Here is a 13,405-nt window from a genome sequence, read left to right as displayed (position 1 = left end):
GGGCACGCTTCATGAAGAACAACAAGGATCGACCGAGCCGGTGGCCAGAGTGGAAAGGCGAAGCCGCGAATCTGATTCGCAACATGACGGCCGATTCGACGCCGCTCGGCCCGCCGGACCAATGGCCGAAGGCGCTGCGCAATGCCATCGACCTGATCCTGCCCTCTGCGTTCCAGATGAACGTCTTGTGGGGCCCCCATTGCATCGCCTTCTACAACGACGCCTACGCTTCCCACATCGGTCACATGAACCCGAGGAACATGGGCCGCCCGGCCAGGGAGCATTCGCCGAATTTGCAAGAAACGCTGGACACGTCCTTCGAAACCGTCCGCCAATCCGGCAAGACCCTGAGCGCTCGCGAGTGGCCCTTCGTCTTCAACCGCAACGGCACGCCTGAAACCACGTTCTGCGACTTCTCCTGGTCGCCGATCCGCGACGACGACGGCGAAATCGGCGGCGTGCTGTGCATGGTGGTCGACGTCACCGAGCGCGTGCGCTCGGCTCGCACGCTGGTCGCCAGCGAACGCAAGGCACGCGAGCTCAGCGAGCGGCTGCAGATGGCACAGGCGGCAGGCGGCATCGGCGTGTTCCTGCTCGATGGCGCGACCGACACCCTGAGCGTGTCGAGCGAGTTCTGTCGCATCTTCGGCGTGCCGGAGCGCGAGACCTGGCCCATGAAAGAGATCGAGCAATTGCGCGTCGACCCGAACGATCCCATGTCGAGCCGCAAGACCCGCAACGACCGCACCGCACGGCTCGACGTCGAATACCGCATCCGGCGACCGAGCGATGGCGCCGTGCGCTGGATCTGGCGCCGCGCGGAAATCGTGCACGACGCGAATGGCGCGGCGATGCTGGCACGCGGCGTGGTGCAGGACATCACCACGCGGAAGCAGGCCGAGGCCACGCTTCGCCAGAGCGAGGCCCGCTTTCGCATGCTCGCGCAGGCGGTGCCCAACCAGGTCTGGACCGCCGACGCCGATGGGCAAAACGACTGGGTGAGCGACGGCATGTGCGCCTATTTCGGCCTTGCGAGCCATGCCCTGCTGGGCGATCGCTGGCGCCAAATCGTGCACCCGGACGACCTGCCGCGCGTGGAGGAGCGCTGGGCCGAGGCTCTGGCCCACACCAGGCCGTACGAAGAGAGCGTCAGGCTTCGCCGGCACGATGGCGAATACCGCTGGCATCTCTCACGTGCACAACCGGTGGAAAGCATCGCGGAAACCGAGCCCCGGATGCGCTGGGTCGGCACCAACACGGACATCGACGACCACAAGGCCGCCCTGCTGGCGCACGTGCTGACGGGACAGACGTCCGCAGCCTCCGGGTCGACATGAGCACGACCGAAGGACCAGCCCGGTGGCCCGCATGCGCCGGCGAGACCGCCGAGCGGATACGCCATCTCGACTTTGATTCCACACCGCTCGGCCCCCCGGATCGCTGGCCCCGGGCACTGCGCAACATCGTCGACGTGATGCTCCGCTCGGCGGCCGAGATGGCTGTCTACTGGGGGCCGGACTACATCGCCATCTACAACGATGCACAGGCCAGGACCATCGGCAACAAGCACCCGGGCAATCTGGGCCGGCCCACCGTGGAGTTTTCGGCGGAAATCTGGGACGAGCTCAAGCCGAGGTTCGACAAGATTTTCTACGGCGGCGAGAGCGCGAGCGGCCGCGACTGGCCCTTCATGCTGAATCGCCGCGGCGTGCTGGAGCAGTCGTATTTCGATTACGCATGGTCCCCGGTGTTCGATGACGATGGCCGCATCGGTGGCATTCTTTGCATCACGACCGAGACCACCGAGCGCGTTCGCGCGACGCAGGCCTTGGCAGCCAGCGAGAAACAAGCGCGCGAGCGCGGCGAGCAACTCCAGATGGCGCAGGCGGCCGGCGGCGTCGGCGTGTTCTCGCACGACATCGAAACCGACACGCTGCACACGTCGAGCGGGTTCTGCCGCATCTTCGGTCTGCCGGAGGGCGAGGTGTATCCAGCCTCCGCGATCGAAAGCCTGCGCATCGACCTCGACGATCATCCGTCTGGCCGCCAGGGCCGCATCGATGGCGCCTGTGCGCCAGAGATGGAATACGCGATCCGACGCGCCAGCGACGGTGCCGTGCGCTGGATCTCCCACCGCGCCGAACTGATCCACGACGAAACGGGCAGGCCGGTGCTGATGCGCGGCGTGGTGCAGGACATCACCGCCAGCAAGCAAGCCGACGCCACCCTGCGCCAGAGCGAGGCGCGCTTTCGCGTGCTGGCGCGCCAGATGCCCAACCTGGTCTGGACGGCCACGCCCGACGGCCGGCTCGACTGGGTGAGCGAGAGCATGAGCAAGTACTCGGGGCTCGGCTTCGACGAACTGCTCGGCGACGGCTGGCAGCGAACCCTGCACCCCGACGACCTGCCACGTGCCACCCGGCTCTGGCACCAGGCCCTGGAAACCCACACAGCCTACGAAAACGAAGCGCGCCTGCGCCGCCACGACGGCGCTTGGCGCTGGTACCTGGCGCGAGTCCAGCCGGTGGAGGGCAGCGACGAACTGCGCACGTCCGTGCGCTGGATCGGCGTCAACTCCGATATCGACGAGCAGAAAGCCGCACAGCATCGGCTCGCGCAAAGCGTGGTCGAGCGCACACGCGACCGCGACCGGCTGTGGCAACTCTCCGCCGACATCATGCTCGTGGCTGACCTGCGCGGACGCATCATGGCCGTCAACCCGGCCTGGCAGGCACTGCTGGGCTGGACCGAGGCGCAGCTCATGGGAAAGCCGATCCTCCAGTTGCTGCACCCCGACGATGTCACGCCCACGCTGACCGAGTTCGTGCGGCTGCGGCGCGGCCGGATGCATTCCCGCATCGAAAACCGGCTGCGCCACCTCGACGGCAGCTACCGCACCCTGTCATGGACCGCTGTACCCGATGCCCACCTGCTGCACGCGGTCGGGCGCGATGTCACGGCCTTGCGCGAGTCCGAGGCGCGCCTGCGCCAGAGCCAGAAGATGGAAGCCATCGGCCAGCTCACCGGCGGCATCGCGCACGACTTCAACAACCTGCTGCAAGGCATCACCGGGCCCATCGAACTCATGCGCCGGCGCGTGGCGCTGGGCCGCACCGAGGGGCTTGAGCGCTACATGGATGCGGCCGCGCAATCGGCCCGCCGTGCCGCTTCATTGATCCAGCGCCTGCTGGCCTTCTCCCGTCGCCAGACGCTGGACCCCAAGCCGATGAACGTGAACGAGCTGATCGCCTCCATGGGCGAGTTGCTGCGCCGCACGCTCGGTGAGCACGTGCGCCTGCGCATCGCCCCCGATGCGGCAACGGGCGCCGCCTTCGGCGATGCGGCGCAACTGGAGAGCGCCATCCTCAACCTAGCCATCAATGCGCGCGACGCCATGCCCCAGGGCGGCGAGTTGCGCATCGGCACCTCGGCCGTCGTGCTCGACGAGGCCGACGCGAAGCGCCTCGACCTTTCGCCGGGACGCTACTGCGCCATCTCCGTGAACGACACCGGCATCGGCATGAGCCCGGAGATCCTGGCCAAGGCCTTCGACCCCTTCTTCACGACCAAGCCGATCGGCCAGGGCACCGGGTTGGGCCTGTCGATGGTCTACGGATTCGCCCAGCAGTCACGCGGCCTCGTGCACATCCAGAGCGCACCCGAAGTGGGGACCACCGTCACCCTGTACCTGCCGCGTGCCGATGCGGGCGAACCCGCGGACACCCCCAGCGCCTCCAAGGACGCGCCCCTCCCCCAGGGCCAGGGCGAGGTGGTGCTGGTGGTGGAGGACGACCCGGCCGTGCGCCTGCTGGTGCTCGACGTGCTGGAGGGCCTCGGCTACCGCACCCTGCATGCCGAGGACGGAAACTGCGCCATCCCCATCCTGCAATCGGAGGCGCGCATCGACCTGCTGGTGAGCGACGTGGGCCTGCCCGGCATCAATGGGCGCCAGGTGGCCGAGATCGCACGCGGACTTCGGCCTGGCTTGCCGATCGTGTTCATGACAGGTTATGCCGAACACGTACGCACGCGTGCCGAGTTTCTTGCACCCGGCATGGAGATGATTGCCAAGCCCTTCACGGTGGATGATTTCGCGGGTTTGATCCAGCAAGCCATGCGAGGGAGGACGTCCTGACGGACGCGCCCGCTCCTGCCGCCCTTGTCGCCACGGGCCGTCCAGGCGCGCATCAAAGCGCGCAGGTGCGAAACCCGTAGAAGCCTTCATCCCGCGCCGGCATCGCAAAGCCCCGCGCCTTGGTCGAGCGCATCCGCGCCCGCGTGGCCAGCGAGGCGCCGCGCAGCACGCGCGCCTTGCCGAATGCGGGCACCGGGTCGAAGGGCGTGCCCTCGCTCCACGGATCGGCACGAAAACCGGGCCAGGGCCGGAGCGTGCCGGCGGTCCATTCGTGCACGTCGGACCATCGGAAGCCGCGGCGCGATGCGGTCTCGGCCGCGATCTCCCATTCCACCTCGGTGGCGATGCGGCGTCCCGCCCAGCGCGCCCAGGCATCGGCCTCCCACCAGCTCAGGTGCACCGCGCTTTGATGCCCCGCCGCGCGCACCGTGCGGCCGAAGCGGTGTTGCAGCACCGAGCCCCCGGTGCCACGCCGCTCCACACCGATCTGCTCGACATGACGCGGACCGCGTCGCCCTTCCTCCGCATGGCGCGCGAGCCAGTTCCAGCCTTCCGGCGACCAGAGGTCGCTGCGGTCATAGCCGCCGTCGTCGACGAACTCGACGTACTGGCTCCAGGTCACGGGTTGCGCATCGATCTCGAACTCGGGCACTTCGGCCTCGTGCAGCCCCTGCTCCTGCGCGAATGAAAACCCCTGCGGCGGCAGCCCCAGCTCCCAACGCGCGGCTGGCATCAGCAGCGGTTCGCGCGGCGGCGGCGCCGGCGCGATCTCGACGCCGATCGGTAGGCCCAGCGTCTGCGCCATCACCACGAGTTGCTCGCCGCGCATGTCCTCGTGGAACAGCGCGAGTCGGTAGAAGTACAGGCCGGCATCGGTCTCGGCGGCGCGCTCCAGCAGTTCCAGCGTGCTCTCCAGCGTCTCCAGCAGGTAGGCCTTGGTCTGGCCCAGGTCCGGGATGTCGCGCGACCACGGTCCTTCGGGTCCGCCCTGTTGTGGGTTCCAGTACTCGTCGGCCTGCGGGTCGATGGCGGCCAGCCGCGTGGGCCGCGACGGGCATTCCAGGCCGAAGGCGCGCTGCGTGTTGCGGCCGATCCACCACTCGGCGAACCAGGCCACATGGCCGGCCAGCCAGATCGGTGGCAGCACGCCGTCGAGTCGCTCGACCGGCAGCATGGTGGCCGTGCCCATCGCCTGTTCGTAGAGTGAGAGCAGGTGCAGCGTGTGATTGCGCGCATCGATCAGCGCGAGCGACAGCAGTTCGCGGCCGGCGCGGCGCATCGACGGCGAGTCGATCGAGTCGGGCAGATCGGTGAAGGACGACATGGACATGGCCGGCCTTGCTGCTCAAGCCTTCGTCTTGGGCAGAAGGGCTTCCATGCGCACGCCGCCGACGCGCGACAGGCGCAATTGCGCCCGCTGGAAAGCCAGGTAGTCCGCATGGATCTTTTTCCACTCGGGGCTTTTCTCGTTGTTCTCTTCGTAGACCTCCTTCGACGCCGCGTACACGGCGCGGATCACCGATGGCGGAAAGGTCTGGACGGCGATGCGGCGCGCTGCAAGGTCTTTCAACGCGGTGGCGTTGGAGACGTCGTAGCGTGCCCGCATGGCAGCGCCCGCCTGCGCCGCCGCGGCTTCGACAATGGCCTTGTTCTCGGTGGACAAGGCGGCGAGCGCCTTCTGGTTGATGAGAAAACTCATGTTCAGCCCCCCGGTCCACCAACCCGGCCCGTAGTAGTACGGCACCGATCCCGGCAGGCCCAGCGCCACGTCGTCGCTCGGCCCGAGCCACTCCGCCGCGTCGATGCGCCGTTTGACCAGCGCCTGGCGCAACTCCGGCACGGCCACCAGTTCCGGCACGGCGCCCAAACGCTCCATGACCGCATCCATCGGCCCGCCGGTGACCCGCACGCTCAGCAACTTGAAGTCACTCGCCTTGCGGATCGGCTTGCGGTACCAACCGCTCATCTGCAAGCCGGTGTTGCCCGCATCCAGTCCGACCATCGAATAGGCCGCGTAGAACCCGTTCATCAGCTTGCGGCCGTTGCCCGCCTGCATCCAGGCGGCTGTCTGCGCGCCATCAAGCCCGAACGGCAGTCCCCCGCCAATGGCGAAGGCCGGGTTCTTCTCATAGAAGGACGACGTCAACGTATGCGCCATCTCGATCGAGCCGCGCTGCACCGCGTCAACCACACCCTGCGACGTCATGAGCTCGCCGCCCGCGTGCACCGAGATGTCGAAGCGCCCGCCCGTCATGGCCCGGACCGCGTCGGCGAAGGCCGCGGCAGCGCCAAACAGGTTGCTGTGGGAAGCCGGAAAACTCGATGCCAGGCGCCAACGCACGGCCGCCTGCGCATGGACGGCTGGCGCCAGGCCCGCGGCCAGTACACCCGCGATCCCTGCGTTTCTCATCAGCCCGCGACGGTTCATTGAATCGTTCTCCATCCATGTGATCAAGGGCCATGCGGCGCGCCATCATGGACCATCCCCGGCCCGCGCCGAGGGTATCCATGCACTGCGAATGTGCGCCTGCAGACTTTGCGCTTACAGGCACGTCCTAAAATGTCAACCCGCCTATCTTCCAACTCTATCCAAAGTGCCATCCAAGATGAACTCAACCCGATTCAGACCTGCGTTTCTCGCGGCCTTCGCCGCCACCGCTTTCGTTGGTGCGGCCCAGGCTGCCGACATCAAGATCGGTGTCGCTGAAGCCTTGTCCGGCGGCGCCGCCCAGTACGGCACGGCCATTCGCAATGGTTTCCAGCTGGCCACCGACGAGATCAACGCCGCCGGCGGCATCAATGGCAACAAGATCGTGCTGGTCGTCGAGGATGAGCAGGGCAAGAAGGAAGACGCGATCAACGTCTTCAAGAAGCTGATTTTCCAGGACAACGTGCTGATGGTCTTCGGCCCCACGCTGTCGAACTCGGCCCAGGCCGCCGACCCGATCGCGCAAGCCGCCAAGACCGTGGCCTTCGGCACGTCCAACACGGCTGACGGCATCACCTCCATCGGCGACTACGTGTTCCGCAATTCGGTCACCGAAGCCGACGTGCTGCCCGAGACGCTGCGCGTCGCCACCAAGCATGCCAACGTGAAGAAGGTCGCCGTGCTCTACGGCAACGACGACGTGTTCACCAAGAGCGGCTACGACAACTTCAAGAAGGCGCTGGAAGACGCGAAGATGCCGGTGACCACCACCGAGACCTTCGCCAAAGGCGACGTCGACTTCAAGGCGCAGCTGACCAAGATCAAGGCGACCAATCCGGATGCGATCGTGCTGTCGGCACTCATCGCCGAAGGCGCGCCGATCATGGTGCAGGCCCGCCAGTTGGGCATCAACGTGCCCTTCATCGGTGGCAACGGCATGAACTCGGTCAAGATCTTCGACCTGGCCAAGGGCGCATCGGACAAGCTCTACGTCGGCAGCCCCTGGTCGGCCAGCAACGCGACGCCGGAGAACACCAAGTTCATCAAGGCCTACACCGCCAAGTACAACGGCGCGCCCGACCAGTTCGCTGCGCAAGCGTATGACGGCATGTACATCGCCGCACAAGCGATCAAGGCGGTCAAGCTCACCGGCGCGCTGCCGGCCGACCGCGCCGCTCTGCGCGACGCGCTGCCCAACGTCAAGTGGACCGGCGCGACCGGCGCTTTCGCGTTCACCCGCGCCAATGACAAGGCCGGCAAGCCGGCTGGCTACGACGCCAAGCAGCAAGCCATCGTCAGCGTGACCAAGGGCACGCAGTTCGAGATCGAAAAGTAAGTCCGACTCGCCGCAGGGTCGCCCGCGCGGCCCTGCATGCGGTCCTTGCTTCTGGCGCAGACATCTGCGCCGTTTTCTTTTTTACAGGTCATGGCGCCACGCGGCGGCCGTGAATGCCAGGAGCCCATCGTGCTCGATCAACAACTCGTCAATGCCCTCTCGCTGGGGTGCGTCTACGCACTCTTCGCGCTCGGCTTCACCCTCATCTTCGGCGTGCTCGGGGTCATCAACCTCTCGCACGGCGCCATCTTCATGGTGGGCGCCTATGCGGCGGCCACCTTCATGCGCGTGTTTTCGCTGCCGCTGTGGATGGGCCTGCTCGGCGCCTTCCTGTTCAGCGGCTTGTTCGGCCTCATCATCGACGTGCTGGTGCTGAAGCCGCTGCGCAAGCGCAATGCGCCCCACCTGATACCGATGATCGCGACCATCGGCGTGGCGATCATCCTGAACAACGGCGTGCAAGCCATCTTCGGCGCGGAGAACCTGCGCTTCCCGGCCGGCACCATCCCGGACGACGCGCTGGAATTCGCCGGCATCCACGTCACCGTGCTGGAACTGGGCATCGTCATGGTGTCCTTCGTGCTGATGGGCGTACTGATGCTGGCGCTCAAGCGCACGCAGATGGGCCGTGCGTTGCGCGCCATCGCGGAGTCGCCGAAGGCGGCGTACCTGGTCGGCGTGAATGTCGAAGGCCTGTTCTACCTGACCTCCTTCATCGCGGCCGGATTGGGTGGACTGTCCGGCGTGCTGATCGGGCTGTACTCGAATGCACTGTTCCCGCTGATGGGCCAGCCGATGCTCGAGAAGGGCATCGCCGTGATCATCCTGGGCGGCATGGGCGACATCCGCGGCGCGATGCTGGCGGGCCTGTTCCTCGGCTTCGCGGAAGTGCTGTCGGTTGCCTACATCGGCTCCAGCATGCGCGACGCGGTGGCCTTCGGCCTGCTGTTCCTGGTGCTGCTGGTGCGGCCCAAGGGACTGTTCGGCTCGCTGCAGGAGCGCAAGGTATGAGCGCCGCACGGCCGCCCGAAGGCGCTCGCACCGCAGCGCGCAGCGCGGAGGTTTCACAATGACTGGGTTCGACAACTTCTGGGCCGTCTACAGCAACCTGGTGCTCTCGCTGGGCATCAACGGACTGCTCGCGCTTTCGATCTGGCTCACGCTCGCGTGCGGCATGCTGTCGATGGCCAACGCGGCCTTCATGGGCTTGGGCGCGTACGCCTCTTCCATCCTCACGCTGAACTATGGCTTGCCGTACCCGGCCGCCATCGTCGTCGGCATGGCATTGCCTGCGCTGGTAGCCGCCATCATGGGCGGGCCGACGCTGCGCCTGTCGGGCGTCTACCTGGCGATGGCGACGCTGGCCTTCGGCGAAGTCGTGCGCATCGCCGTGCTCAACACCGAATCGCTCACCGGCGGCGCGCTGGGCCTCAACGGGATTCCACAACTCACGCAGTGGTGGCATGTGCTGCTGGCGCTGGTGATCACGCTGCTGGTGCTCTGGCGCCTGCGTCGCTCCAAGGTCGGCCGCGCCTTCGAGGCGATCAAGGAGGACGAGACCGCCGCCGGACTCATGGGCATCGATGTGGGCCGCCACAAGATGCTGGCCTTCGTACTGGGCGCGGCCATCGCGGGCTTGGCCGGCACGCTGAACGCGCATCTCACCTTCTTCATCGGCCCCGGTGAATACGGCTTCAATCGCGCGGTGGACATCCTCACGATGACGATCCTCGGCGGCATCAACGGCCTGACCGGGCCAGTGCTCGGCGGCGTGATCCTGACGATCCTGCCGGAAATGCTGCGTGGCCTGGGCGGCTTCCGCCTCGTGGTCAACGGCCTGGTGCTGGTGCTGATCGTGCTGTTCCTGCCGAAGGGCATCTGGGACCCGATGCGATTCCGCCAATGGTTCCAACGCAAGGGAGAAGCGGCATGAGCGCTGCACAAACTCAAGCCGTCGCGACCGCGGGCAACCTGCTCGAACTGAGCGGCATCTCGCGCCACTTCGGCGGCCTCAAGGTGCTGCAGGACGTGAACCTGGCCGTGCCCGACAAGGGCGTGTTCGGCCTGATCGGCCCCAACGGCGCCGGCAAGACCACGGTGTTCAACCTGATCACCGGCCTGCTGCCGCCCACCAGCGGCACCATCCGTTTCGACGGGCAGGACCTGGCGGGCCGCAAGCCCTTCGAGATCACCCGCGGCGGCATTGCACGGACCTTCCAGAACATCCGCGTGTTCAAGGAAATGTCGTTGACCGAGAACGTGATCGTCGGCATGGACGCCAAGCTGCGCTATGGCGCCGTCGGCCTGCTGGCCAGCACTGGCCTGTTCCGCAGCGAGGAGCGCCGCGCGCGCGATCGGGCGCGTGAACTGCTGAGCTGGGTCAAGCTCGACCACAAGGCCGACCAGCTCGCCGACAACCTTTCCTACGGCGACCAGCGCAAGCTGGAACTGGCCCGCGCACTGGCCACCGAACCGCGCCTGCTGCTGCTCGATGAACCCGTCGCCGGCATGAACAGCAGCGAGAAGACGGACCTCATGCACGAGATCCGCAACATCGCCGAACGCGGCTACACCATCTTCATGATCGAACACGACATGCGCTTCGTGATGGGCCTGTGCGAGCAGATCGCCGTGCTGAACTTCGGCCGCATCATCGCGCGCGGCGGGCCGGACGAGATCCGCAATGATCCGCAGGTGATCGAGGCGTATCTGGGCCGCGAGGATGACGAAGCAACCAATGAAGGAGTGACGGTATGAGCGCAGCGCAAGGCCGCCCCAAGCAAGCTCGCACCCCCTTGGGGGGCAGCGAGGACACGAAGTGCCGAGCGTGGGGGCTGAAATGACCGCGCCCCTTCTGAAAGTCGAAGGGCTCAAGGTTTCATTCGGCCACGTCGAGGCCGTGAAAGGCATCGATTTCCAGTTGCACGAAGGCCAGATCACCACGCTGGTCGGCGCCAACGGCGCGGGCAAGTCGACCACGCTGCTGGCGCTATCCGGCTTGGTGAAGAAGACCGCCGGCCGCGTGACGTTCGACGGCCAGGACATCACCGGGCTGGCGCCGCACAAGATCGTCTCGGGCGGCGTGGTCCAGGTGGCCGAGGGCCGCGCCACGCTCACCACGCTGACCGTGCGCGAGAACCTGGAACTCGGCGCCTACACGCGCCGCGACGGAGCGGCTGCGCGGGCCGCAGACATGGAACGCATCTTCACGCTGTTCCCGGTGCTGAAGGATCGCGCCGAAGGGCTGGCCGGCAACCTGTCAGGCGGCGAACAGCAGATGCTCGCGATCGGCCGCGCCATGATGGCGAAGCCGCGCGTGCTGCTGCTGGACGAACCCTCGATGGGTCTCGCGCCGATCATCGTGCAGGACATCTTCCGCACGCTGCGCGAGATCAACAAGCTGGGCCTGACGATCTTCCTGGTGGAGCAGAACGTGCGCCAGGCACTGAAGATCGCCGACCGGGCCTATGTGATCGAGACGGGTGAGATCGTGCTGGAAGGCAGCGGCCGGGAGTTGCTCGGCAACCCGAGGGTGCAGGACGCCTACCTGGGCAACTGAAAAGGGCGTGAAGCTTCGCAGCGAGGACACCGAAGTCGGCGTCCTCGCCAGAAAGATTCACACCTTTTGAGCGGCAATCGCAGGTACTGATTCGAGCCGCGCCTTCGGAAAGCGCTTTCGAATGCTGGCTTCGATCCCCGCCGCGTCCAGCCCTTGCAGGGCCAGCAGCTTGCCCGGATCACCGTGCTCGATGAACTGGTCCGGCAGGCCCAGTTGCAGCACCGGCCGGAGCAGACCGGCCGCGTTCAGCGCCTCGGTCACCGCGCTGCCGGCGCCGCCCATGACCGCGCCCTCTTCCACCGTGACAATGGCCTCGTGCGTCTTCGCGACCTGCAGCAGCAGCTCTACGTCCAGCGGCTTGGCCCAGCGCATGTTGACCACCGTGGCGCCCAGCGCCTCGGCCGCCTGCATCGCGGGGTACAGCAAGGTGCCGAAGGCAAGGATCGCCACCCGTTCACCCTTGCGCCGGATCTCGCCCTTGCCGAAGGGCAGCGCATCCAGCGTGAGATGCGGCGTGGCGCCCGCACCTGAACCGCGCGGATAGCGCACCGCCACCGGATGGTTCTGCTGGTAGGCGCTGGTCAGCAACTGCCGGCATTCGGCCTCGTCGGCCGGACAGGCGATGCTCATGTTCGGGATGCAACGCAGGAACGGAATGTCGTAGGCGCCTGCGTGCGTGGCGCCATCGGCGCCGACCAGACCCGCGCGGTCCAGCGCGAACACCACCGGCAGGTTCTGGATCGCCACGTCGTGGATCAACTGGTCGTACGCGCGCTGCAGGAAGGTCGAGTAGATCGCCACCACTGGCTTCAGCCCTTCGCAGGCCAGGCCGGCGGCGAAGGTCACCGCATGCTGTTCCGCAATGCCGACGTCGTAGTAGCGCCCCGGAAAGCGCTTCTCGAACTCGACCATGCCAGAGCCTTCGCGCATCGCAGGCGTGATGCCGACCAGCCGGCCGTCGTTCGCCGCCATGTCGCACAGCCAAGTGCCAAACACCTGCGTGAAGGTCTGCTTCGGCGCGGTCGCGGGCTTGACCAGGCCCACCGACGGATCGAACTTGCCCGGCCCGTGGTAGGCCACCGGATCGGCTTCGGCCAGCTTGTAGCCCTGGCCCTTCTTGGTGACCACGTGCAGGAACTGAGGGCCTTCGAGGTGCTTGAGATTTTCCAGCGTGGGGATCAGCGAATCGAGGTCATGCCCGTCGATCGGACCGACGTAGTTGAAGCCGAACTTCTCGAACAGCGTGGCCGGAACCACCATGCCTTTCGCATGCTGCTCGAAGCGCTTGGCGAATTCGAACAGCGGCGGCGCGCCGCGCAGCACCGTCTTTCCGACGTTCTTGGCCGCGGCGTAGAACTGCCCGCTCATCAACTGCGCCAGGTAGCGGTTCAGCGCGCCCACCGGCGGGCTGATCGACATGTCGTTGTCGTTGAGGATGACCAGCAGCTTGCAGTCGCAGACGCCGGCGTTGTTGAGCGCCTCGAAGGCCATGCCGGCGGTGAGCGCGCCGTCGCCGATGATCGCGATCGAATGGCGGTTCTCGCCCTTCTGCTTGGCCGCCATCGCCATGCCGAGCGCGGCCGAAATGCTGGTCGACGAATGGGCAGTGCCGAAGGTGTCGTACTCGCTCTCTCCGCGTTGCGGAAAGCCCGAGAGGCCGCCAAGCTGGCGCAGCGTTGGCATGCGCTCACGCCGGCCGGTCAGGATCTTGTGCGGATAGGTCTGGTGGCCCACGTCCCACACCAGCCGGTCATGCGGGGTGTTGAAGACGTGGTGCAGGGCCACGGTCAGTTCGACCGTGCCGAGGTTCGAGCTCAGGTGGCCGCCGGTGCGCGACACGTTGTCGAGCACGCAGTCGCGCACCTCGTCGGCCAGCTGCTTGAGCTGCACGCGGTCGAAGCGGCGCAGGGCCGAGGGGTCGTTCAATGTGGGGAGGAGCGGAGCCAT

The 13,405-nt window shown here is 66.7% G+C and carries 10 protein-coding genes; 7 read left to right on the top strand and 3 right to left on the bottom strand.

All coding sequences use genetic code 11. The features are described 5' to 3' along the window. The first annotated feature begins 83 nt into the window (after positions 1 to 83). Positions 84 to 1,337, top strand: coding sequence for a PAS domain S-box protein (locus tag WKW82_RS20955; protein WP_340344261.1), 1,254 nt, complete (start codon positions 84 to 86; stop codon positions 1,335 to 1,337). Continuing rightward, the gene (locus tag WKW82_RS20950; protein ID WP_340344260.1) at positions 1,334 to 4,135 is read left to right on the top strand and encodes a hybrid sensor histidine kinase/response regulator; all 2,802 of its coding nucleotides are present in this window, start codon (positions 1,334 to 1,336) and stop codon (positions 4,133 to 4,135) included. Before WKW82_RS20955 ends, WKW82_RS20950 begins: the two co-directional genes overlap by 4 nt. Before the next feature lie 52 nt (positions 4,136 to 4,187). Here the strand turns inward: WKW82_RS20950 and WKW82_RS20945 are convergent, their stop codons facing one another. Continuing rightward, the gene (locus WKW82_RS20945) at positions 4,188 to 5,465 is read right to left on the bottom strand and encodes an SUMF1/EgtB/PvdO family nonheme iron enzyme (protein ID WP_340344259.1); all 1,278 of its coding nucleotides are present in this window, start codon (positions 5,463 to 5,465) and stop codon (positions 4,188 to 4,190) included. A gap of 15 nt (positions 5,466 to 5,480) precedes the next feature. Next, on the bottom strand, positions 5,481 to 6,563 hold the full coding sequence (locus WKW82_RS20940; protein WP_340344258.1) for a TRAP transporter substrate-binding protein: 1,083 nt from the start codon (positions 6,561 to 6,563) through the stop codon (positions 5,481 to 5,483). A 178-nt stretch (positions 6,564 to 6,741) separates the two neighbouring features. On the opposite strand from WKW82_RS20940, the gene WKW82_RS20935 reads away from it, so the two are divergent. The 5 genes from WKW82_RS20935 (at position 6,742) to WKW82_RS20915 (ending at position 11,458) form a co-directional block, all read left to right on the top strand. After that, entirely contained in the window at positions 6,742 to 7,899 is a 1,158-nt protein-coding gene (locus tag WKW82_RS20935; protein WP_340344257.1) for an ABC transporter substrate-binding protein, read from the top strand. Between the two features lie 129 nt (positions 7,900 to 8,028). Then, positions 8,029 to 8,910: a branched-chain amino acid ABC transporter permease gene (locus WKW82_RS20930; protein ID WP_340344256.1), complete on the top strand. Its 882-nt coding sequence runs from the start codon at positions 8,029 to 8,031 to the stop codon at positions 8,908 to 8,910. 58 nt (positions 8,911 to 8,968) lie between these two features. Then, positions 8,969 to 9,832, top strand: a complete 864-nt coding sequence (locus tag WKW82_RS20925) for a branched-chain amino acid ABC transporter permease (protein WP_340344255.1) — start codon at positions 8,969 to 8,971, stop codon at positions 9,830 to 9,832. Between the two features lie 38 nt (positions 9,833 to 9,870). Further along, positions 9,871 to 10,656, top strand: a complete 786-nt coding sequence (locus WKW82_RS20920) for an ABC transporter ATP-binding protein (RefSeq protein WP_340344346.1) — start codon at positions 9,871 to 9,873, stop codon at positions 10,654 to 10,656. Positions 10,657 to 10,738: 82 nt separating this feature from the next. Further along, positions 10,739 to 11,458 carry an ABC transporter ATP-binding protein gene (locus WKW82_RS20915; RefSeq protein ID WP_340344254.1) on the top strand — a complete coding sequence of 240 codons (720 nt, stop codon included), beginning with the start codon at positions 10,739 to 10,741 and terminating at the stop codon, positions 11,456 to 11,458. A 57-nt stretch (positions 11,459 to 11,515) separates the two neighbouring features. Here the strand turns inward: WKW82_RS20915 and dxs are convergent, their stop codons facing one another. Beyond that, the gene (dxs, locus tag WKW82_RS20910) at positions 11,516 to 13,405 is read right to left on the bottom strand and encodes a 1-deoxy-D-xylulose-5-phosphate synthase (RefSeq protein WP_340344253.1); all 1,890 of its coding nucleotides are present in this window, start codon (positions 13,403 to 13,405) and stop codon (positions 11,516 to 11,518) included.

This window comes from Variovorax rhizosphaerae (assembly GCF_037889975.1).
Taxonomy (GTDB): Bacteria; Pseudomonadota; Gammaproteobacteria; order Burkholderiales; family Burkholderiaceae_C; genus Variovorax; species Variovorax rhizosphaerae.
This window is presented reverse-complemented; position numbering and strand designations above follow the sequence as displayed.

Coding starts and splice junctions, on each gene's coding strand:
- WKW82_RS20955 (WP_340344261.1), top strand. CDS start 84: ATGACGGCCGATTCGACGCCGCTCGGCCCGCCGGACCAATGGCCGAAG.
- WKW82_RS20950 (WP_340344260.1), top strand. CDS start 1,334: ATGAGCACGACCGAAGGACCAGCCCGGTGGCCCGCATGCGCCGGCGAG.
- WKW82_RS20945 (WP_340344259.1), bottom strand. CDS start 5,465: ATGTCCATGTCGTCCTTCACCGATCTGCCCGACTCGATCGACTCGCCG.
- WKW82_RS20940 (WP_340344258.1), bottom strand. CDS start 6,563: ATGAACCGTCGCGGGCTGATGAGAAACGCAGGGATCGCGGGTGTACTG.
- WKW82_RS20935 (WP_340344257.1), top strand. CDS start 6,742: ATGAACTCAACCCGATTCAGACCTGCGTTTCTCGCGGCCTTCGCCGCC.
- WKW82_RS20925 (WP_340344255.1), top strand. CDS start 8,969: ATGACTGGGTTCGACAACTTCTGGGCCGTCTACAGCAACCTGGTGCTC.
- WKW82_RS20915 (WP_340344254.1), top strand. CDS start 10,739: ATGACCGCGCCCCTTCTGAAAGTCGAAGGGCTCAAGGTTTCATTCGGC.
- dxs (WP_340344253.1), bottom strand. CDS start 13,405: ATGGCTCCGCTCCTCCCCACATTGAACGACCCCTCGGCCCTGCGCCGC.